This window comes from uncultured Psychrosphaera sp. (genome assembly GCF_947500655.1).
Classification (GTDB): Bacteria; Pseudomonadota; Gammaproteobacteria; order Enterobacterales; family Alteromonadaceae; genus Psychrosphaera.
The window spans coordinates 1-20,077 of sequence record NZ_CANMSK010000022.1; the positions used below are offsets into that span (position 1 = coordinate 1).

The following is a 20,077-nucleotide window of genomic DNA, read 5'->3' on the forward strand; positions in this document are numbered from 1 at the left end:
ATGGGTAAAGCCAAAACCGTCTAAGTATCCCAAAAACGGAAATAAAAATGCCAGTCGGCTTAACTGACTGGCATTACCGATAACTCGGGCTTTTTATTTATAACTTTGTATAACTAGATTTACTTCACGGTTTTATACTTTTCTATTTCTTGGTGTAAAATCGCAGCTTGCTTTGCAATATCTTTACTTGCATCGGCATTTACCGCAGCACGCTCTTGCGAGTCACTAGCAATATCACGAATTTTGATAACATGTTTACTCATCTCAGTTGCAACCATATCTTGCTCTTTTAATGATGCTGATATTTGGCTATTCATCCCGATAACTTCATCAACTTGGCTTGCTATCCGCTGTAGAGACTCTCCAGCACTTTGAGCCTGCTCTGAACATTCAATACCACTTTTATAACACTGGTTAACAACATTAACGATAGTCTTAGTACTCGCTTGTAGTGACGTTATAATTGTTTCAATTTCACCTGTGGATTGCTGTGTACGCATGGCTAAATCTCTAACTTCTCCGGCGACTACCGCAAAGCCGCGACCTTGCTCACCGGCTCGAGCAGCCTCAATAGCTGCATTTAATGCTAGTAAATTAGTCTGATCTGCAACACCACGAATAGCATCAGAGGCGGTTCCTATTAACTGGCTATCTTTTTCTAACTCCTCCATTTGCGTTAATGCATTTTTTAACTGAGCGGCTAACTCTCGAATATTTCCGACAGTTAAGTCAACTTCTTTAGAACCTTCTTGCGCCATCTCACCGTTTTTTTGTGCTGTCGCGGTAGCAAGTTGAGTGTTTTGGCTTATATCTGCAACCGTCGCTTGCATCTCAGCACCTGATGTTGCCACCATGTCGCTTTCGCTAAACTGTTGTTCCATTCCTTCAAGAGTATTTTGTGTATTGGAAGCTAGTTCTTCGGTTGAATTATCTAACGTAGTTAATGCGGTATTAACATTAACAATTAAGTTTTTAAAATCAGCGACTAAAGAATTTACATCTGTGCCTAGTTCAACCAACTCATCCTTACCTTTAGTTTTAACCAACCAAGTTAAGTCATTGTTTGTTCTTATATGAGAAATCGCATTTCTTACCGCTAGTATTGGCATTAAAATGCTTCGGCTTGTTGTAAATACAATAAATAAAGTAAATATCACAGCAATCACAAACACAATAATTGCTTTCGTTATTGTTGCGTCGACTTCTTGCTCAAGTGCCGTATGAAAATTAGTAATGATTGCATCTAACGAAGATTCAGTTTGATGAATTGTTGCTCTTAATTGCCCTAAAGCACCTGATTTTTCATTAAGACCTATTTGAACCTCTGCATTAACTAACTGCTCAAATTTACTTTGATAAATACCTAGATTATTTTGAATACTGTTTGCGGTAGAAGGATCTAAAGGTTCATCAAGCAATTGCTGATTAAATGCTTCCACACCTGTATTGAATGTATCTATATATTTTAAATCCCGGCGCAGCATAAAGTCTTTTTCGGCACGTCTTAATTGCAGCATTAATGCTAATAGTTGATATGAATTTGATTGTTTTAAACTATCTTCTACATCATGTACTGCACTTCTTAACTCACCATAAAATCCATCTTTAGGGGTCATTCCAATTTTTGATTGCAGTTCACTAACTTGATTAAACTGAATTGAATAATCTTTTACCGCTTGCTCAAAATCATTAATTTCTACGACTTTAAAACCAAAATCATCAGCTACACCTCGAACATTGAAAATGTTTTTTTGTAATTCAGTCACCGTATCTTGAAATTTACCAACGTATTTGGGATCTTTTCGAGCTAAAAAATCTTTTTCATGTTTGCGTAACACAAGAACCTGAGCTTCTAATTTTTCTACTTTAGCCAGTGAAAGCCCTAACGTATTTAACGTAGCAGCATTTGTCAGCATGATTACAAACAAAATTGACAGAGCTGTGGCTACAACGATGGCATTGGCAAACAAACGATTTTTAATCGTTAAGTTTGTTAAGAGTTTCATTTTTTATCCTTTAAAATAGAAAGTAGGAGATTAATTCAGAATAGTTGTATTTTTTTAGATGGTTTATTACATTTTTATCACACTGACTATTGCTAGCTTAAGGTATCGACCAGTTATCTAAATTCATTAGATCTTGGATATTTTTAATTATTTTAAGCTTAATAATGAAAACCATAATACCCAAATTCAGAAATCGAATAAATATATTCCAAATAAACATATCAAACACTGTACTACTTTTTACTTGAACTTAGGGGGTTGGAGAATTGTAACTTGCCACTAATTAACGTATAAATTGATTAATAATCAAACTAAGTTGTGTATAAATGAAAGTAACCTTTTACGGAGTGCGAGGCTCTATCCCAACACCGGGACCAAAGACAGCTCGTTATGGTGGCAATACGCCATGTGTAGTATTAGAAAGTGATGATGGTCAAAAGTTAATTTTAGATGCGGGAACTGGTCTACGTTTGGCAAGTTCTGAATTTGACAACTACAATGACACAATTCATTTATTGTTAAGTCATCATCATTGGGATCATTTACAGGGGTTTCCATTTTTCTCCCCTATCTTTAAAAAAGGGACAAATCTGACAATTTATCCTGGAAATACCACTCTTAATCATGACACAGCTATACTGGATCAAATGAGCAAAAGTTATTTTCCGGTGAAGTTCCATCAATTACCATCGACTATAACGATAAAGAAAACAAATTTTTCTGTAGATGATGGAATAGAGATAGGTGATTTTGTTATACAAGCAATGGATATGAATCACCCTGATGGTGGCTCGGCTTATAGAATACTATGTGATAACCAAATACTTGTCTATGCTACTGATAATGAACTGGTGCCACCAGTAAGCCATAACAATCATAGTATAATGGAATGGATTAAGTTTTGTAAAAATGCAGATTTATTAATTCATGATGCGCAATATCTGGATAATGAAATGACACAAAAATTAGGGTGGGGTCACTCATCAGTATCTGAAACGCTAAACTTGGCACACAATGCCAATGTTAAAATGTTATCATTGTTCAGTCATGATCCGTCGCGTAGTGATGAACAGATTGACGATTTAACAGCTAAAATATTAAAAACGAACCCAAGCTTTAGTTTCTTTTTTGCAAAAGAAGGTCAAAGTTTAACTTTACGAGGTTAATCCTCTTTTTGCGAACAAGACCTTTAAATAACGTTTGTTTTTTTAAGGACTATTGAAAGTGTCAAGGAATTAGAATCACAATGAGTCGAATTTTTACGTTTTTGTTAACTATAATGCTAGTTATGAGCTCCAGCGTTTATGCCAAAGCTATGTCATATCCAGATGTTATAAAACAACTTAATCATTTATTAACCAATAAACAATATGCAGCTGCATTTCAATTATCAGATGAATACACTTACGAGTATGGTGGAACTCCTGAATTTGATTTATTGAGTGGCTTTTCAGCCTATGGAGATCAAAAATACCAAGAAGCTGTATTTGCATTTGAGCGAGTTGCTATCGAGGTTCCTAAATCTTATTTAGCCAATTTTTATTTAGCACAAACCTATCAAAAATTAGACAATCTTCCTGCGGCAGTTTCACAATTGGAATTACTGCTAAAAAAACCAATTACAAGTGGACAGAAAGACAAAGCAAATAAGCTATTAAGTCGTATCAATAACACTATATTAAATAAAGACAAAACCTGGAGCCATAGCATCGCTGGGATGTTGGCATATGATAACAACATCAATAGTGGTACTAGCGAAGACCAAATTTTCATTCCAAATTTTGGCACTATTGATTTATTTGATAGCTCACAAAAAACTAGTGATTTAACATATTCTATAAACTACCGAGCTAACTACCAACATCCTATTAGCCAAAACCAATCTGTTAACGTTAATTTTGTCGCCAACTATGTTGATTATTTAGAGTACAAAGAATACCAAAGATTAATGACAAATTTCGACGTTGGTTACGCACAAGAATCAAAACTAGGTACCATATCTGTATCTGGGTTTGCTCGTCCATTATGGTTAGATGGGACTTATTACCGCGCCGAAATAGGTGCTAGCTCAAATTGGAAAAAAGGCATATCACAACGCAGTGAGTTAATGTCTAGCCTGAGTTATTCTGTAATAAGTAACGATGTAAATGTAGCGTTAGACTTGTCACGTACCAGAGCTTCATTCTCTTATCTTTTTAAATCAAAGCAAATTCATACTTTAATGGCTCACTGGCAACAAGATGTTAGTGATGATAGAGAGTATTTCTATCGGGACAAAGATGTTATAGGCCTTACGTATCAACTAACCTGGCCAATTACAGATTCAATTATTAGTAATAACTCTATTGTGGTTGAACAACATATGTATCAAGGTGTTCATCCTCTATTTTTACAAGAACAGGACGAAACTCTGTCCATGTTTTCATCACAACTACTATTTAACACAAGCGATAAATTGCGTTTAAAACTTTATTTAAATGTGCAAGATAAACACAGTAACATAAAATTATACAGTTATGACCGAGTTGAGCTTGGTGCCAGCTGGCAATATAAGCTATAGAGGTATTTATGAATACGTATAAAGTAATATTAGGGCTTAGCCTATTAACTGCGCTTAATGTAAATGCGCAATCCACTGCTGGCAAAACACTTATCTCTAAAGGTAAGGTTACCGCAAGTGCAAATGACGTGAGTCGCGACTTAAAGCGACGATCTGTAATATTCGACTCTGACGTGATCACTACAGGCAAGAATAGTAAAGCGCAGTTGCGTATGACTGATGGTGGCATGATTGCACTAAAACAAAACACTGAATTACAAATCACCGACTACCACTTTTCTGATGAAAACGGTAAAGGTTCTGTTGTTATGGAGTTGGTAAAAGGTGGATTACGCTCAGTAACCGGGGCAATTAAAGCTAAGAATGGCGGTGATTACAACTTAAAAACCCCCACAGGCAGTATTGGTATACGCGGAACTCATTATGAAGTCGAATTAATCGACGGAGAAATGTTTCTAGCGGTTTGGGATGGTGCTGTTGATGTGACTGTAGACTCTAATGGAGGCAACACAGTTTCTTTTGGCCAAGGAGAAAACTTTTCATTTGGTGTGGTTAGTGCGGAAGGTAAAGTGACAGAGTTGTTAGAAGCCCCTAAGAACTTTAGTAAAGGTCACAGTACCAATGACAGTGAAGGCGAAAATGAAGAACGGAATAACGCTGAAAGCGACTCAGCCTCAGAAGATAGCTCTGAAGCGGCAGCAGAAGATGTAGCAATATCAGATGACGCTGATGCAGTTACCAATATGCTAGATGATAACTTTCAACAAGTTGAAGATGATATTGCCTCTACAGCCAATGACGCTTTCAGCTCTATTCAAAGCTCATCGACAGAAGAATTATTATCTGAACGAAGTGGTAGTTTCACCTACAGTAATCTTGAGAGTTTCCAAGTAAACTCTAGTGCAGGGGCTGTTTCCGACTTTAGTATCGAAATGGACGTTAACTTTGATTTAGCAACGGTTCCAACTGGTCAACTATCTTTTAACGATGCTGGCGGTGAATGGTTTGCCGCATTTAGCGGTATTATTTCGGCCGATCAACTAGAACTAGATATAAGTTTTGCTTCTCATGCTGACAATCTTGCAGACGGTGATATTAATGCATCATTTTTTGATGGATTAGACTCTATTATCGGCGAGTTTGATTTACATGAAATTAGAAATACCAACAATAGGGTGGATGGCAGTTTCTTGCTTAAGTAGTGAATATTATGAATATAACCACACAAGTATCTAAGAAAACAAAAACATATAAAATTTTTGTTTTATCCGCAGCCATGTTGTTTATTAATGCATGTAGTGAGACTAGTGCAGATTCAGAGCAAACAAACTTAGAGTTAAACACACTCTCAGGCAATGTCATTGATGCCTCAAAACTGACTTTAGTGCAAAAGTCAGAACTTAAATCATCGACTAATACCACAAACCAAAGTAAAGCAGGTGATACTACTGGCAGCTTCACCTACCCAACTACCCTATCTGAATTTTCTGGTAATATATCGGTTGCTTTTGATGTGGCGAATCCTGAAGGTATTGAGCAAGTTTATATTGGTTTTGACGGTTCTGATTTAACATTACCAATTTGCCAACAAGATTGCGGAACTGAATACTCAGCCTTTGTTAATGGCATTAACCCAGCCCTGTTTGGACTAAGTGGTAGTGAGCAAAATATAACCTTATGGGTTGAAGATAATGACAATGATATATATCAAGTAACTAGCCTAGGTTTAACTTGGCGTGAATTAACGATTTCTGGGGTAACCGTTACGCTAGATGAATCGTCTGAAGAATTGTCAGTTAGCTGGGATGCATTAACTGGGATGCTAAGGTACAACGTTTATATAAGTAATGATGAAAGCTTAACCGGTCAGAATTATATTGATTTGGACGGTGGCGAAGCTAAGTTAGCACTAACGAGTACATCAACCGTTTTCACCGAGAAATCGATTGACGAAATATATTATATTCTAGTTACCGGTATTGATGGCAGTGGCGAAAGCGCATTCAGTGATAAAGTTATGTTAGGTGATGATACTACCACTATAGTTACTGAAAATACTGCCCCTAGATTTGCAGATCAAGATGGTCATATCGTCACTGTAGATGAAAATAGTCCTGAAGGCACTCCGGTTTATACTCCTAGCGTTTCCGATCCTGATGAGGGTGCAGAACTAACATACAGCCTATCCAATGGTCATGGTGTATTTCAAATGCACTCAAAAACGGGCGTTGTGTATGTTAATAATCAAGGATTATTAGACTATGAGACTCAACCTCACAGCTATGAACTAAGCATGACGGTGACGGATGAAACCTCATTATCCGACTCATTGACTATAATAGTTCAAGTGAACGACGTTATTGAGAATAGTAAATTCGTATTGGACACTACATTTTCAGATGCTGGAATAGCTGAGTTTAATACCTATGCTGATACAGAAGAAGATGGCTATTTAATCGATGCTAAATTAGATGGAAGTAATAAACGAGTTATTCTATCTCTCGATAATGGCAATTATACAATTGCCAAGCTCAACCAAGATGGAACCTTCGATTTAAGTTTTGGCCACAATGGTATTAAACACCTTAATTACGACTTTGATAACGACGAACTTGACGTATTTGACGACGCTAATGATATTAATAGTTTAATACTTCAAAAATTAAAAATAGATGAACTAAATAACAAAATTTACTTATTAGGCTACCAAAATGATAACACTTCGAGTATCAATATCCCTATTTTAATACGCTTAAATTCTGATGGTTCAATTGATAATACATTTAATACAGATGGGAAGTATGATGTATATGCAGACGACCTAGGTGACTCTACAGCGGTTGATGCTGTCATACACTCCAATGGGTATATTTACTTAGCAGCATCTAGTATGACGTCGAGTGCACTCACTAAATCGTTCAAATTACTCAAAATTAAAAATGCTTCTAACTCTATAATAACAGGTAAAACATATGACATTACGACTTCTGCAGATGACAATGAATACATTATCGGCCTTATTGAAAATGTAGACGGCAATTTAGTTGCATTGGGTTACGTAGATGATGGTGGTGGTGTAAATATTATAGCGTCAGAAATTGATGTCGACACACTGCTCGTTCTTGATGACTCTGAAACTAACTTAGGTGAGGCTGGCTCCACTAATATCATTAATACTTATAAAGTACTAGATGATAATTATGTAATACTCGGCGGTTCAAAAGCAGCTAAAGCAGTATCAGATGACATTCCAGAGTCCTACTCACTAGTAGTAAAGCTCAATATTTCTACGCTGGCATTAGATGATACATTTGCTGGAGTTAATGGTTATTATATTGATGATCTTATTGATGATGATAGTGAAGAGACAATCAGTATCGATATAAATTCAGATGGCGATATTATTTATGCCATAAAAACGGAAAATGAAGCAATATACATAAACCAAGTGGACTCGGACGGTACAATAACGGCTTTTGGTAATGCGATTAAATTAAAAGCGTTAACTAATGATGCAGATTATGCTCAGGCAGTTGTATTAACTGAACCAACAGATACGACAAATACAATAAATATTTTTAGTTCCATAGAAAAAGACAATGATAACGGTTTATCTCCATCAGAAGTGATCAATACCGAACTTGAAATATATTCCGAAAGAGTTGCCAATGAAGACAGCAGTACTGAATTAGGCTTATCAGCTAACCGTACAGATTACGAGTTTCAAATGACAGATAGCTTAGCCGTTGACAGTAAATTACTACATTCATCAGGCAACATCATTACCGTAACACCACGTTACAATGACTCCGGAACCAATGGTAATTTTGATGCAGAAGGTCATACTATCACTAGGCATGATTTTGTAACTGGTTTAATAAATCAAACATTTAGCGAAGAAGAACAGAACAGTTTACTTCAGCGTAATGGTTATAGTGACTATTATATTAAACGCCATAGCACTCAATTGATAGAATTGGCTGAAACAGATGACAATGGAGACAACTACTTATTATCAGCTGAAATAATTTCCAATGATGGCGTATCCACTTTACGAGTTACTAAATTTACTATTGATGGGGAGGTTACTTCTGGCTTTCCAGTAGAAAAAACCTTACCTGAATATGCTTATTTTGAAAGTAGCGATTACAATAGCACAGCGGATAGAGTTGCCTTATTTGGCGGTTACAGTGACGGCCAAACCGAAAATACTGAAAATACTGAAAATACTTCACTGTTAGTCACCATTGATGTTGAATGCATAACAATTGACGATGTTGATTGTCCGGCTTTTGACATGCAAGAGTTCTCAAACACTCCAGGTCTATTATCATCCTATAATCAACTCACCTCAGGTGTGGTACAAGATGACGGTTCTATTATTGCACTTGGCTTTGGTGCTGTGGACGACTCTTTAAAAGAAGACACTTTTTTACTAAAAATGAATTTTGATGATTCTTTAATTGGGATCATAGATTCTGATTTTGATAATTCAGCAAGAGATGGTACAGAGAATGATGATGGTGATGATGTTCTAACTGTATCTACAGGCAATTCAAATAATGTTCATTCTGGAAAGTTAATTCAATTATCAGACTCTTCTCTTGTATATTTTGCCACGCAAACTGAATCCGATGCCCAATCATATTTAGTTAGGTTAGTTGATAAAGATACCTCTTCAACTCAAAAGTATGCAATTGATGTTAACTTTGATGACATAACTGGTGGGAATAGCAAGACAGATGGAATGATTTTATTAGATATGGACTCGTTAAGCGCCAATTCACTGAATATTGAAGTAAAAGATTTAGCCGTTAACCCAGAAGACGAAATTGTTTTAGTTGGGAATGTCAGTACCACTGAAATTGATGCCGGTTTTATTGCAAAATTTAACGGACTTAACGGCGAAGCTGATAGCCTTTTAGGTAAAAACTCGTTATCCGGTTACTCTATTCCAAATGGCGATGCAGGTTGCAACTACTTAAACACAGGTCAAAACGAAGGCGACCTTTGTGACATTCTTGGATATGACAGAGTGTCGATTGCAAGTGATGGTTCACTGATTATTCACGCACTGCTGCCTGATTCTTCAGGTAGCTCGAATAATAGCGCTATTTTAAAGTTTAAAGAACAGCAAGATGATAATGCAACTCCCTACACTATATACTCAGGATCAGTTGACTAAATGAAAGTCACTTTTTATGGTACCCGGGGCTCATGCCCTACCCCTGGACCATCTACGTTGAAGTATGGCGGCAATACCGCTTGTGTAATGGTGGAATCTGAGGGCGGTCAAAAGCTGATCTTAGATGCTGGTACTGGTATTCGAGTTATCGGTGATGAGTTTATTAAACATAAAGAAGATGTATATATTTTATTGTCCCATAACCATTATGACCATATTCAAGGCTTTCCATTTTTCAAACCTATTTATCAAAAAAATAGAAACATCTATATTTACCCAAGCGAAACGACCCCAAATCACCCAAGAGCAATAGTTGAACAAATTAATGGCAGCTATTTCCCGTTAGATGAACATGAACTACGGGCTAATTTGAATTTCAAACACCCTAATTGGCATTCACAACCTGTGACCATTAATAGCTTTAATGTCTATAGACGAGCAATTAACCACCCAAATGGTGGCTCAGCCTACATTATAGAGTCTAATGGCAAAAGACTAGCTTATGTTACCGATAATGAACTTAGTCCGCCGTCAGCACCATCTACTACACACAGTGAATGGAAAGCATTTTTACTCGGTGTAGATTTAGTGATCCATGACGGCCAGTACACTGATGTTGACATGCCACTTAAACACGGCTGGGGACATTCATTAATCGCAGAAACGATTGACTTAGCAACAAGTAGCCATATCAAGCAATTAGCGATTTATAGCCACGATCCAGATCGAACCGATGACGACTTAGACAAATGGCAGTACAAAATTGATGATATGAATTTAGATTGCAATATATTCTTTGCACAAGAACAACAATGTATTCAACTATGATTTGAATATTGTTCACTCGCATTGAATAAAAAAACACCATATACTTGACAATAATTATGCTTATGTTAGTGATAACAATAAAAAAACTGACAGGTAATAGAGAGTAACCATGACTAATAAATTTAGCGACTCAGCCCTACAGCATTTAATTAATGTTGGTGTCAAGCTATCAACTGAGCAGGATACGACAAAGTTACTAGAGAACATCCTACTTAGTGCTAAACAGCTATCAAATGCTGACGGTGGTACGATTTACTCTATTACAGAAAAAAACACACTTAAATTTGAAACCTTATTTAACGACACTCTGAATATGTATATGGGTGGGACTTCTAGCGTACCAATTCCTTTTCCTGAAATACCAATGTTTGTTAAGGGTGCACCAAACGCAAATGCTTTGGTGGCATATGCCGCAGCCACAGATCAAGTTATTAACATTTCAGATGCTTATGAGTCCGGCAACTATGACATGAGTGCAGCTAGGAATATGGATGAAAAAACAGGTTATAGAACCAAATCTGTTTTAACCATTCCAATGAAAAACCATGAACAAGAATTGATTGGTGTTATTCAACTTCTTAATGCACAACAAGATGATCAGATCATCGATTTCACTCCTGAATTAGAGACTATTATTCGCTCTCTCACATCAATGGCAGCGGTAGCACTTACCAATAGGCAGTTAATTGATGGTATGGAAGAGTTATTTCAATCATTAACACGGTTAATTGCACGCGCCATCGATGCAAAATCACCTTACACCGGAGGTCACTGTAATCGAGTTCCAGAGTTGACTATGTTAATTGCTGAAGCAGTTTGCTTTACCAACACTGGGCCTTTAGCTGACTTTAATATGGATGAAACTGAAAAGCATGAACTTGGTGTTGCAGGCTGGTTACATGATTGTGGAAAAATAGTCACCCCTGAATATGTGATGGATAAATCCTCTAAGTTAGAAACCATATTCGACCGCATTGCTTTAGTCGAATGTCGCATTGAACTGGCAATATCCGAAATAAAAAATAAACATCAGCAGCAGATTATTGATGAGTTAAAACAAGGGAAAGACATAACTAACCTTGAATCAAAATTACCTGAGCTAATCCAAGAACTTGAAGATGACAGATTATTTTTATGCGCCGCTAATATTGGCGGTGAATTTATGAAACCAGAAGATCAACAAAGAGTTAAAGACATAGCCAATAAATATGATGTCACTATAAATGGCATTAAGCAGCCTTTACTTACAGGTAACGAAGTATGTAATTTAGAAATCGCCAAAGGCACCTTGTTACCAGAGGAGCGAGAGATCATTAATCATCATATGGTGATCACTATAGAAATGTTGGAGTCGCTACCGTTTCCAAAACATTTACGTAATGTCACTGAATATGCCGGAGGTCATCATGAAAAAATGGATGGCACTGGTTATCCTAAAGGTTTGAAACGGCATGAAATGTCAGTACCGGCTAGAATGATGGCAATTGCTGATATATTTGAAGCATTAACCGCCTCAGATAGACCTTACAAATCAGCAAAAATGTTAAGCGAATGTTTAAAAATTATGGGGTTTATGAGGCTAGATCAGCATATAGATCCAGATTTATTTGATGTATTTATCGATGAAGAAGTTTACCTACAATATGCTCAGCAATTCTTAGCGGAAGAACAAATAGATACTATAGATAAAACTAAAATACCAGGGTATGTGCTGCCAAAGAATAGGAAACAAACAGCTTAATACGCTGTACTTATTCAATGGAAATTAACACTGACATAATTAAATCAATGATCACCAAGATAAAAAAAATAACACAATTTTTTTTGTTAGGCTTTTGTTTACTTTATACTTTCTCAGTCTCAGCAAATACACAAACAACTCATCTTTCATCTAAATTACAAAACATTGAGTCAGTTTATAAGTCCGACAGCAAGCAAGCATTAACATTAGCGAAAGAGTTATTCGCTAAACACCCTAAGAATGCCAAAGTTATTACTTGGCTAGGAAGATTGTATCCTATATTTTCCGAGTTTGAGTTAGGTTATGAATACGCCAACAAAGCACTTACATTAAATATATCCGCTTACGACAAAACTTATATGTACCTTACATTGGCGGATTATTATCAATACAAACAAAATACCCAGCAACAATTTGAATATTTAGAGCAGACTATTGAGTATGCAAAAAAAACTGAAGATCCAAACCTGATTGTTGAAATGTTATCTATGTACAGCAATATATTAGCTGACAACAATCGCATTGACCAAGCTATGAAGTTTATGGGGCAATCTTATGAACTCATTGACAGTGTTAGCAGCCCCGACGCCCTTTCAACGATGTACAATGCTCTATGTAACATCTATTTAAAAACAGGTCACATAGATGGCGCTATTGAAGCCATGTTAAAATCTATCGACTATGTAGTACAAAGTGGTAACACACAGCAATTGTCAGTGGCCTATTACAATCTTGCTGAAATTTACATTAGTAGCAATGATTATGAAAAAGCGATTAATGCATATAAAAACTCCGACCGATATAGCCGGGAAAGTGGGGACATTATTGGCATTGCGTACGCCTATATGGGAATGGGCCGAGGTTATTTACAAGCGAAGGATTTTAAACAAGCGTTAACCGTTTTATTAGATGCCAAACAACGCTTTATATCAGAAAATATTGTTGCAAGTTTAATACAAATCTATGGTGATCTTGCTAGCACACAGTTACATTTAAAAATGTATGATGACGCTCAAGCTTCATTATCAGAGTTAGCGCTCCTTGAACCGCAAAAGACAGAGAAATCATTTGAGACCTATATTCAATCTATAAATACTAAAGCAAATTTACTATTTGCTTTAAATAGGTTTGAAGAAGCGTATAAAACACAACAAAGTTATATTGAACAACTAAAGCTTTACCAGCAAAAACAACTAGATGCTTCCACAGAATCTGCCTTTGAAAAATTAAAAAACTCTATTTATGCCAAAGATAACCAATTGCTGTTATTAGAAAATCAGCTCAAAAAAATTGAACTAGATAAACATAAAAAACAAAGAAACTTATTTGTACTAACTACCCTCTTATCCGTTTTTGTTGCTGTTTTTGTTACTTTTATATTGTCACGTAATATTAAATTGCAAAAACAATTGGATAAATTAGCCACCACTGATTATTTAACTGGTTTATATAATCGACGCAAAATCATGGCGATTTTATCCCAACGTTTCACTCAATTTAAAAGCAACGAGCAAGCTTTATATATTTGTATGTTCGATTTAGATTTATTTAAAAAAATTAATGATTTATACGGACATGTTATGGGTGACAGAGTGCTAAAACTCATCGCTGATTGTGCGATTAAACATTTTGGCCCCGAACAACCTATTGGGCGATATGGTGGCGAAGAGTTTTTAATTATTCTTAACTCGGCAAGTTATAAAGCGGCACATACTTCACTAGAACAATTTAGGGCAGCCGTTGAAGGTATTCAGGTTGATGGTTTATTTGAACCGGTTACTATCAGCTTAGGCTTGTCTGAAGCATCCATTAATGATGATTACCAAACTGATATAATCCAAAGAGCAGATACCGCGCTTTATGAAGCAAAGAAATCGGGTCGTAACCGTTTGTGCGGAAACTAATAACTCAGAACATTTCAGCAAAAACTAATTTAATATTTATTATAGCTATATAAGCTTTTCCCTTGCCGTTAAATCCCGTACTCTCTAATGAAATAATTTATAAGGATCTCCCATGTCACAATTTGATAATGTTTCTGTTACAACAAATGCCAATGTTTATTTCGATGGTAAAGTAACTAGCCGTACCGTTACTTTTAGCGACGGAACTCATAAAACATTAGGTATTATGATGCCTGGTGATTACGAGTTTGCCGCTAGCGACCAAGAGTTAATGGAAATAAGCTCAGGTAATTTAGATGTGTTACTACCTAATGCGGATTGGATTTCAATTAAAGGTGGCGAAAGTTTTGAAGTACCTGCCAATTCATCTTTTAAAGTGAAAGCCTCAACTGTGATTGATTATTGCTGCAGCTACTTTAAGTAACCTGAGTTCAGGTTAAGTAATCTGCATTATCTAAAATTTCACACATAAAAAAACCAGTTAGTATTAACTGGTTTTTATTTAACTAGAATGTGTTTTATCGTGCACTAGAGCAATTTATTAATTCAATTACTATTCAGACTTAGGATCTCTGGCCAACAAAGCAATAGCGGCTTCTTGTGCAGATTTTCCTTTATAAAGAACTTGATAGATTTGCTCAGTAATTGGCATTTCTACATTTACTTCGTTTGCTAACATATGTACTTCTTTAGTATTACGATAACCTTCAACGACTTGGCCAATTTCTTCCATTGCCGTTTCTACCGATTTCCCCAAGCCTAAAGCTAGACCAAAACGTCTATTTCTAGACTGATTATCAGTACAGGTTAATACTAAATCACCTAAACCTGCCATGCCCATTAACGACTTTGGATCGGCACCAAGTGCTACTGCTAAACGCATCATCTCAGCTAAACCACGAGTGATAAGTGCAGTACGTGCATTTGCACCGTAGCCAATCCCATCGGCCATACCGGCACCAATAGCAATAACGTTTTTTACGGCACCACCAAGTTGAACAGCAACAAAATCTGCATTGGTATACACTCTAAATTTTCTTTCACAGTGTAAAAGATCACTTATCGTTTCAGCAAAATCTTTATCTTCCGAAGACAATGAAACTGCCGTTGGTAAACCTTGTACCATTTCTTTAGCAAACGTAGGTCCTGACAATACAGCTAGTGATGCAGAGTCACCAAGTATATCTCTAGCAACCGTATCTAATAAACGGCCAGTATCCGGGTCTAACCCTTTTGTTGCCCAACATATCTTTGGATTTTTAGGTAACAAAGGTTGTATTTGTTTTAATACATTAGAAAATACATGACTTGGCACAACAACTAGATGTAACTCAGACTGAGTGACAGCTTCGGTCAAATCAGCCGTTACATGTAAAGTGTCTGGAAAGTCAGCACCGGGTAAGTATTTTCGGTTTTGACGATGTAATTGCATATCTGCCATTTGTTCTTTATCTCGTCCCCACATGATCACTTCATGACCATTACGGGCAAAACAAAAAGCAAGGGCGGTGCCATAAGAGCCCGCCCCTAAAATTGCAATTCTGAATTTTTTCTCAGAACTCATACTGTCTCCACTTTAAGCGACAAAATTTTATAGAATAACGTTTAAGCGTCTAACTTTTGACCTTCAGCCTGTGCCTTTGCTTGCTGTAAATACTGAGCAAATAAAGCATCAAAGTTAACTGGAGCTAGGTTTAATGCAGGGAAAGTTCCACGGTTTACTAAGTTAGAAACAGTTTCACGAGCATAAGGGAATAATGTATTTGGGCAGTATGCACCTAACATATGTGCAGTCTGTGCTTCTGGCATATTACCAATTACAAAAACACCAGCTTGCTGAACTTCACATAAAAATGCAGTTTGGCCTTCAACCGTTGCCGTTACAGTTACTGATAAAGTAACGTCAAACACGCCTTCTTCAATTTTTACACTTTTATTATCTAAATCTAATTTAATTTCTGGCTTCCACTCTTTAGTGAAAATAGCTGGAGAGTTAGGCGTTTCAAATGAAACATCTTTTACATAAATGCGCTGAATTGAAAATTGTGGTGCTGCTTCATTTGTTGGAGTTGTTGCTTCTTGTTCTGCCATTTTATTTTATTCCTGAATATTATTTATTTTGATAATAACGTGTCTAATTTATTCGCACGCTCTAAAGCCATTAAATCATCACAACCACCCACATAATGATCACCAATGAAGATTTGAGGTACTGTAGAAGGACCTTTTGTTCTTTTTATCATTGGAGCTCTAAGTTCTGGATTTTGATCAATTTTTATTTGAGTAAATTCAACATTTTTGCTTGTTAGTAATGCAAGAGCTCTCTGACAAAAAGGACAGTAGTCTTTTGTATAAATATCTATTTTTTTCATAGTAACAAGCCTTAATTAATTGCTTTATATGTGATTAAGAATCTATTTCTTAACGATAGGTAAACTTGCGCTTATCCAACCTTGAATACCGCCTTGTAGTACAGAGACCTGTTCAAAACCAGCTTTACTCATTTGCTTAGCTGCACCTTTAGCCGTCATTCCTGTATTACAAACAATAACAATGGGGTCAGCTTTTTTATTTTCAAGCACACCAAATTGACCACTAGATATTTTATCCATTGGTAAATGAATAGAATCTGTAATGCGGCCTTTATTAAAATCAGCTATCGCACGAGTATCAACCACGTGACCGTTTGAACGATTTACTAACATAGTTAAGTCGTGACTCGATACCATCTTAACGCCAGATGTTGCACCAGATAACCAACTCATGACTAACATTAAAAATAGTAGAGCCCATGCGCCAGCTAAATAATAATGATTACTAATAAACTCAACTAATTGTTCCATTGATAATTACCTAATTAATATGGTCTGAATGTTTTCAGAATTTTTTAAAGTGGCAGGATTATACCTGCTTAACGTTAAGATACCAAAAGCTTATAAGATGATCTTAAAAATTGTTAAACACTCAAGATAAAACAGGTTAGAATCATTTTATAGAAGATTGTATTCACTCAATTATATTCGGGAAATTTCATGACAGATAAAAAACCTTTTGTTTTAGTTATTATGGATGGTTGGGGCCATAGCACTGCGCTAGAAAACAACGCAATTGCAGCGGCTAACACACCTAATTTAGATAATCTTTGGAATACTAAACCTAGTACATTAATTTCCGGTAGTGGCTTAGATGTCGGCTTACCAGATGGACAAATGGGCAATTCTGAAGTTGGTCATGTAAACTTAGGTGCTGGACGTATTGTTTATCAAGACTTTACTCGTATTACCAAGGCGATTGAAGATGGCACATTTGATACCAACCCAGCTCTAGTTAATGCAGTTGATGCTGCGGTTTCAAATGATAAAGCAGTTCATATTATGGGTTTGATCTCGCCAGGTGGTGTTCACAGTCATGATGAACACATTATGTCTATGGTAGAACTAGCTGAAAAACAAGGTTGTAATAAAGTTTATGTACATGCTTTTTTAGATGGCCGTGATACTCCACCACGTAGTGCACATGACGCATTAGAAAAATTTGAAAAACATTTTGCCTCTACAGGTAAAGGCAAAGTTGCTTCATTAATTGGTCGCTATTATGCAATGGATAGAGACAACCGTTGGGATAGAGTACAACTAGCTTATGACTTATTAACATCTGCAAAAGGTGATTTCACCGCAATTTCTGCCGTTGACGGTTTGCAAAATGCTTATAACCGTGACGAAAATGACGAATTTGTAAAACCAACCGTTATCGGTAAGCCAGTACCAATGCAAGATGGTGATGCGGTTATCTTTATGAACTTTAGAGCAGATAGAGCCCGCGAATTAACTCGCAGTTTTGTTGATACTGACTTCGATGGTTTTGAACGTAGAATAACACCTAAATTTGCTGACTTTGTAATGTTGACTCAATATGCAGCTGACATCAAAACCACTGCAGCATTTCCACCAACGCCACTGACTAATGTACTTGGTGAGTGGTTAGAGAAACATAACAAGACTCAACTACGTATCTCAGAAACAGAAAAGTATGCTCATGTTACTTTCTTCTTCTCTGGTGGTCGTGAAGAGTTATTTATTGGTGAAAAGCGCGAGCTAATTCCATCACCTCAAGTGGCAACTTACGATTTACAACCTGAAATGAATTCAGAAATGCTAACCGACAAATTAGTTGCCGCAATCAAATCTAAAGAGTATGACTTTATTGTTGTTAACTATCCAAATGGTGACATGGTTGGTCACACTGGCGTATTTGATGCTGCGGTTAAAGCATGTGAAGCTGTTGATCATTGTATTGGGCGTATTGTTACGGCGCTGGAAAGTGTGGACGGAGAATGCTTAATAACTGCAGATCATGGTAATGCAGAAAAAATGGCAAATGCTGAAACAGGCCAAGCACACACAGCTCATACAAGCGAACCAGTTCCTTTCATCTACGTGGGCCGTGATGCTAAAGTAGTTGAAGGCGGAAAGCTTAGTGATGTAGCCCCTACTATACTCAATTTAATTGGCATGGAAATTCCTGCAGAAATGACAGGTAAACCTTTGATGCTAGTTGATTGATGTTAGCTGATTAATCTGATTAGATAGACATGGACGTTGTTAACATCAGGAATATTGTGAATCATTTTTTACTAATTATGAATAAATTGTGTATTAAGTCGGCTGTTATTTTAATAACAGCCGCTTTGTTTTTCTGTGCTTCTATTCTAGCGAGCCCAATTAAAAACACAGAACAGGACAACAATAAAAGACTCAAACAAGTACAACTAAATATTCAGCAGCAACGTGATGCGCTAAATAAACAGTTAGATCAAAAGTCGAATATTGAAGATTCTTTTAAAGCAGCTGAATTAAAAGTTGCTGAAATTGCCATTCAACTTACTCAAACTACCAACTCATTAAATGACTTGAACGGTAAAATAGCCAAACTAAAAAAAGAACAAAATAAACTAAAAAAAGAAAAAAAAGTTCAGCAAACATTACTGGCATCTATGGTTAAAAATGCTTATTTAAGTGGTAAGCATGATTACACCAAATTATTACTCAATCAGGATGATCCAGCCCAGTTAGAACGATTAATTACTTACTACAAATCTGTTAATGAATCGCGAGTAAAGCAGTTAGACGATATACAACGAGTATTAACTAGATTAGCTGAAATAGACAAAGAATTAACTAATCGTCAAATTGATCTTTTAGCACTGAAAAAACATCAAAATAATGAAAAGCAACAACTGGCTATTTCCCAAAAAGAAAGAAAAACAGCATTAAGACACCTTAATGAAAATATACAATCTGATAAAGAAAAATTAAAACAATTACAAGCCAACCAACAACAATTAAGCAATGCGATTGACTCAGCTCAAAGTAAAATAGCCGTTGATCCAGCAAACCTTGTGGGGCTTTATAAATTAAAGAAAAAACTAACTTGGCCTACAAAAGGGAAATTAAAAAGTCGATTTGGCCAAAGACGTAATGGCGCACTTAAATGGAAAGGTGTTGTCATTTCAGGGTCATTAGGTAATAGAGTAAATAGTGTGGCAGAAGGCATTGTTCTATACGCTGACTGGTTAAGAGGATTTGGTTGGGTTACCGTAATAGACCACGGTAAAGGCTATATGAGCTTGTATGGACATAACCAAGCTTTATTAAAGTCTGCTGGGGATTATGTTGAACCTAACGAACCAATTGCATTAGTAGGCCAAAGTGGTGGGCAAGCTGATGCTGGCCTATATTTTGAGATACGCTATCAAGGCAAAACGGTTAATCCTGCACGCTGGTGTCGCTAATAAACTGTTAATTAATTGATCTGTCAATAATGTATGTATTATTTTAACCCAATAAAAATTAA

At 36.3% G+C, this 20,077-nt stretch carries 15 protein-coding genes; 10 read left to right on the forward strand and 5 right to left on the reverse strand.

What is annotated here, in order from left to right; all coding sequences use genetic code 11:
• Nucleotides 1-119: 119 nt before the first annotated feature.
• Nucleotides 120-2,006: a methyl-accepting chemotaxis protein gene (locus Q0940_RS15265; RefSeq protein WP_299270422.1), complete on the reverse strand. Its 1,887-nt coding sequence runs from the start codon at nt 2,004-2,006 to the stop codon at nt 120-122.
• Nucleotides 2,007-2,332: 326 nt separating this feature from the next.
• Between Q0940_RS15265 and Q0940_RS15270 the strand changes: the two genes are divergently transcribed.
• The 8 genes from Q0940_RS15270 (at nt 2,333) to Q0940_RS15305 (ending at nt 14,648) form a co-directional block, all read left to right on the forward strand.
• Nucleotides 2,333-3,172 (forward strand): MBL fold metallo-hydrolase, encoded by an 840-nt coding sequence (locus Q0940_RS15270; RefSeq protein ID WP_299270425.1) that lies wholly within the window; start codon nt 2,333-2,335, stop codon nt 3,170-3,172.
• 80 nt (nt 3,173-3,252) lie between these two features.
• Nucleotides 3,253-4,566 (forward strand): porin family protein, encoded by a 1,314-nt coding sequence (locus Q0940_RS15275; RefSeq protein ID WP_299270428.1) that lies wholly within the window; start codon nt 3,253-3,255, stop codon nt 4,564-4,566.
• 8 nt (nt 4,567-4,574) lie between these two features.
• Nucleotides 4,575-5,768: a FecR family protein gene (locus Q0940_RS15280; protein ID WP_299270430.1), complete on the forward strand. Its 1,194-nt coding sequence runs from the start codon at nt 4,575-4,577 to the stop codon at nt 5,766-5,768.
• 8 nt (nt 5,769-5,776) lie between these two features.
• Nucleotides 5,777-9,751, forward strand: a complete 3,975-nt coding sequence (locus tag Q0940_RS15285; protein WP_299270433.1) for a cadherin domain-containing protein — start codon at nt 5,777-5,779, stop codon at nt 9,749-9,751.
• Nucleotides 9,752-10,579 (forward strand): MBL fold metallo-hydrolase, encoded by an 828-nt coding sequence (locus Q0940_RS15290; RefSeq protein ID WP_299270436.1) that lies wholly within the window; start codon nt 9,752-9,754, stop codon nt 10,577-10,579. It abuts the gene before it with no gap.
• A gap of 109 nt (nt 10,580-10,688) precedes the next feature.
• Nucleotides 10,689-12,320: an HD family phosphohydrolase gene (locus Q0940_RS15295; protein ID WP_299270438.1), complete on the forward strand. Its 1,632-nt coding sequence runs from the start codon at nt 10,689-10,691 to the stop codon at nt 12,318-12,320.
• Between the two features lie 17 nt (nt 12,321-12,337).
• Nucleotides 12,338-14,224: a diguanylate cyclase gene (locus tag Q0940_RS15300; RefSeq protein WP_299270442.1), complete on the forward strand. Its 1,887-nt coding sequence runs from the start codon at nt 12,338-12,340 to the stop codon at nt 14,222-14,224.
• Nucleotides 14,225-14,336: 112 nt separating this feature from the next.
• Nucleotides 14,337-14,648 (forward strand): pyrimidine/purine nucleoside phosphorylase, encoded by a 312-nt coding sequence (locus Q0940_RS15305; RefSeq protein ID WP_299270446.1) that lies wholly within the window; start codon nt 14,337-14,339, stop codon nt 14,646-14,648.
• A gap of 129 nt (nt 14,649-14,777) precedes the next feature.
• Here Q0940_RS15305 and gpsA read toward each other — a convergent pair whose 3' ends face one another.
• The 4 genes from gpsA to Q0940_RS15325 are packed head-to-tail and all read right to left on the reverse strand — an operon-like array spanning nt 14,778 to nt 17,067.
• Entirely contained in the window at nt 14,778-15,788 is a 1,011-nt protein-coding gene (gpsA, locus tag Q0940_RS15310) for an NAD(P)H-dependent glycerol-3-phosphate dehydrogenase (RefSeq protein WP_299270450.1), read from the reverse strand.
• A gap of 41 nt (nt 15,789-15,829) precedes the next feature.
• Nucleotides 15,830-16,315 carry a protein-export chaperone SecB gene (gene secB / locus Q0940_RS15315; protein ID WP_299270454.1) on the reverse strand — a complete coding sequence of 162 codons (486 nt, stop codon included), beginning with the start codon at nt 16,313-16,315 and terminating at the stop codon, nt 15,830-15,832.
• A gap of 23 nt (nt 16,316-16,338) precedes the next feature.
• Entirely contained in the window at nt 16,339-16,596 is a 258-nt protein-coding gene (gene grxC / locus Q0940_RS15320; RefSeq protein ID WP_299270456.1) for a glutaredoxin 3, read from the reverse strand.
• Between the two features lie 42 nt (nt 16,597-16,638).
• Nucleotides 16,639-17,067 (reverse strand): rhodanese-like domain-containing protein, encoded by a 429-nt coding sequence (locus Q0940_RS15325; RefSeq protein ID WP_299270457.1) that lies wholly within the window; start codon nt 17,065-17,067, stop codon nt 16,639-16,641.
• 189 nt (nt 17,068-17,256) lie between these two features.
• Between Q0940_RS15325 and gpmM the strand changes: the two genes are divergently transcribed.
• Both gpmM and Q0940_RS15335 read left to right on the forward strand, forming a co-directional pair.
• Nucleotides 17,257-18,786 carry a 2,3-bisphosphoglycerate-independent phosphoglycerate mutase gene (gene gpmM, locus Q0940_RS15330; protein WP_299270462.1) on the forward strand — a complete coding sequence of 510 codons (1,530 nt, stop codon included), beginning with the start codon at nt 17,257-17,259 and terminating at the stop codon, nt 18,784-18,786.
• A gap of 56 nt (nt 18,787-18,842) precedes the next feature.
• Complete coding sequence (locus tag Q0940_RS15335; protein WP_299270465.1) at nt 18,843-20,015, forward strand: peptidoglycan DD-metalloendopeptidase family protein; 1,173 nt, start codon at nt 18,843-18,845, stop codon at nt 20,013-20,015.
• Nucleotides 20,016-20,077 lie beyond the last annotated feature (62 nt).

What these genes read in the sequence shown, in the direction of transcription:
- Q0940_RS15295 (WP_299270438.1), top strand. Translation starts at nt 10,689, where the DNA reads ATGACTAATAAATTTAGCGACTCAGCCCTACAGCATTTAATTAATGTT.
- gpsA (WP_299270450.1), bottom strand. Translation starts at nt 15,788, where the DNA reads ATGAGTTCTGAGAAAAAATTCAGAATTGCAATTTTAGGGGCGGGCTCT.
- Q0940_RS15280 (WP_299270430.1), top strand. Translation starts at nt 4,575, where the DNA reads ATGAATACGTATAAAGTAATATTAGGGCTTAGCCTATTAACTGCGCTT.
- Q0940_RS15325 (WP_299270457.1), bottom strand. Translation starts at nt 17,067, where the DNA reads ATGGAACAATTAGTTGAGTTTATTAGTAATCATTATTATTTAGCTGGC.
- Q0940_RS15300 (WP_299270442.1), top strand. Translation starts at nt 12,338, where the DNA reads ATGGAAATTAACACTGACATAATTAAATCAATGATCACCAAGATAAAA.
- Q0940_RS15285 (WP_299270433.1), top strand. Translation starts at nt 5,777, where the DNA reads ATGAATATAACCACACAAGTATCTAAGAAAACAAAAACATATAAAATT.
- Q0940_RS15275 (WP_299270428.1), top strand. Translation starts at nt 3,253, where the DNA reads ATGAGTCGAATTTTTACGTTTTTGTTAACTATAATGCTAGTTATGAGC.
- grxC (WP_299270456.1), bottom strand. Translation starts at nt 16,596, where the DNA reads ATGAAAAAAATAGATATTTATACAAAAGACTACTGTCCTTTTTGTCAG.
- secB (WP_299270454.1), bottom strand. Translation starts at nt 16,315, where the DNA reads ATGGCAGAACAAGAAGCAACAACTCCAACAAATGAAGCAGCACCACAA.
- gpmM (WP_299270462.1), top strand. Translation starts at nt 17,257, where the DNA reads ATGACAGATAAAAAACCTTTTGTTTTAGTTATTATGGATGGTTGGGGC.
- Q0940_RS15305 (WP_299270446.1), top strand. Translation starts at nt 14,337, where the DNA reads ATGTCACAATTTGATAATGTTTCTGTTACAACAAATGCCAATGTTTAT.
- Q0940_RS15290 (WP_299270436.1), top strand. Translation starts at nt 9,752, where the DNA reads ATGAAAGTCACTTTTTATGGTACCCGGGGCTCATGCCCTACCCCTGGA.
- Q0940_RS15265 (WP_299270422.1), bottom strand. Translation starts at nt 2,006, where the DNA reads ATGAAACTCTTAACAAACTTAACGATTAAAAATCGTTTGTTTGCCAAT.
- Q0940_RS15270 (WP_299270425.1), top strand. Translation starts at nt 2,333, where the DNA reads ATGAAAGTAACCTTTTACGGAGTGCGAGGCTCTATCCCAACACCGGGA.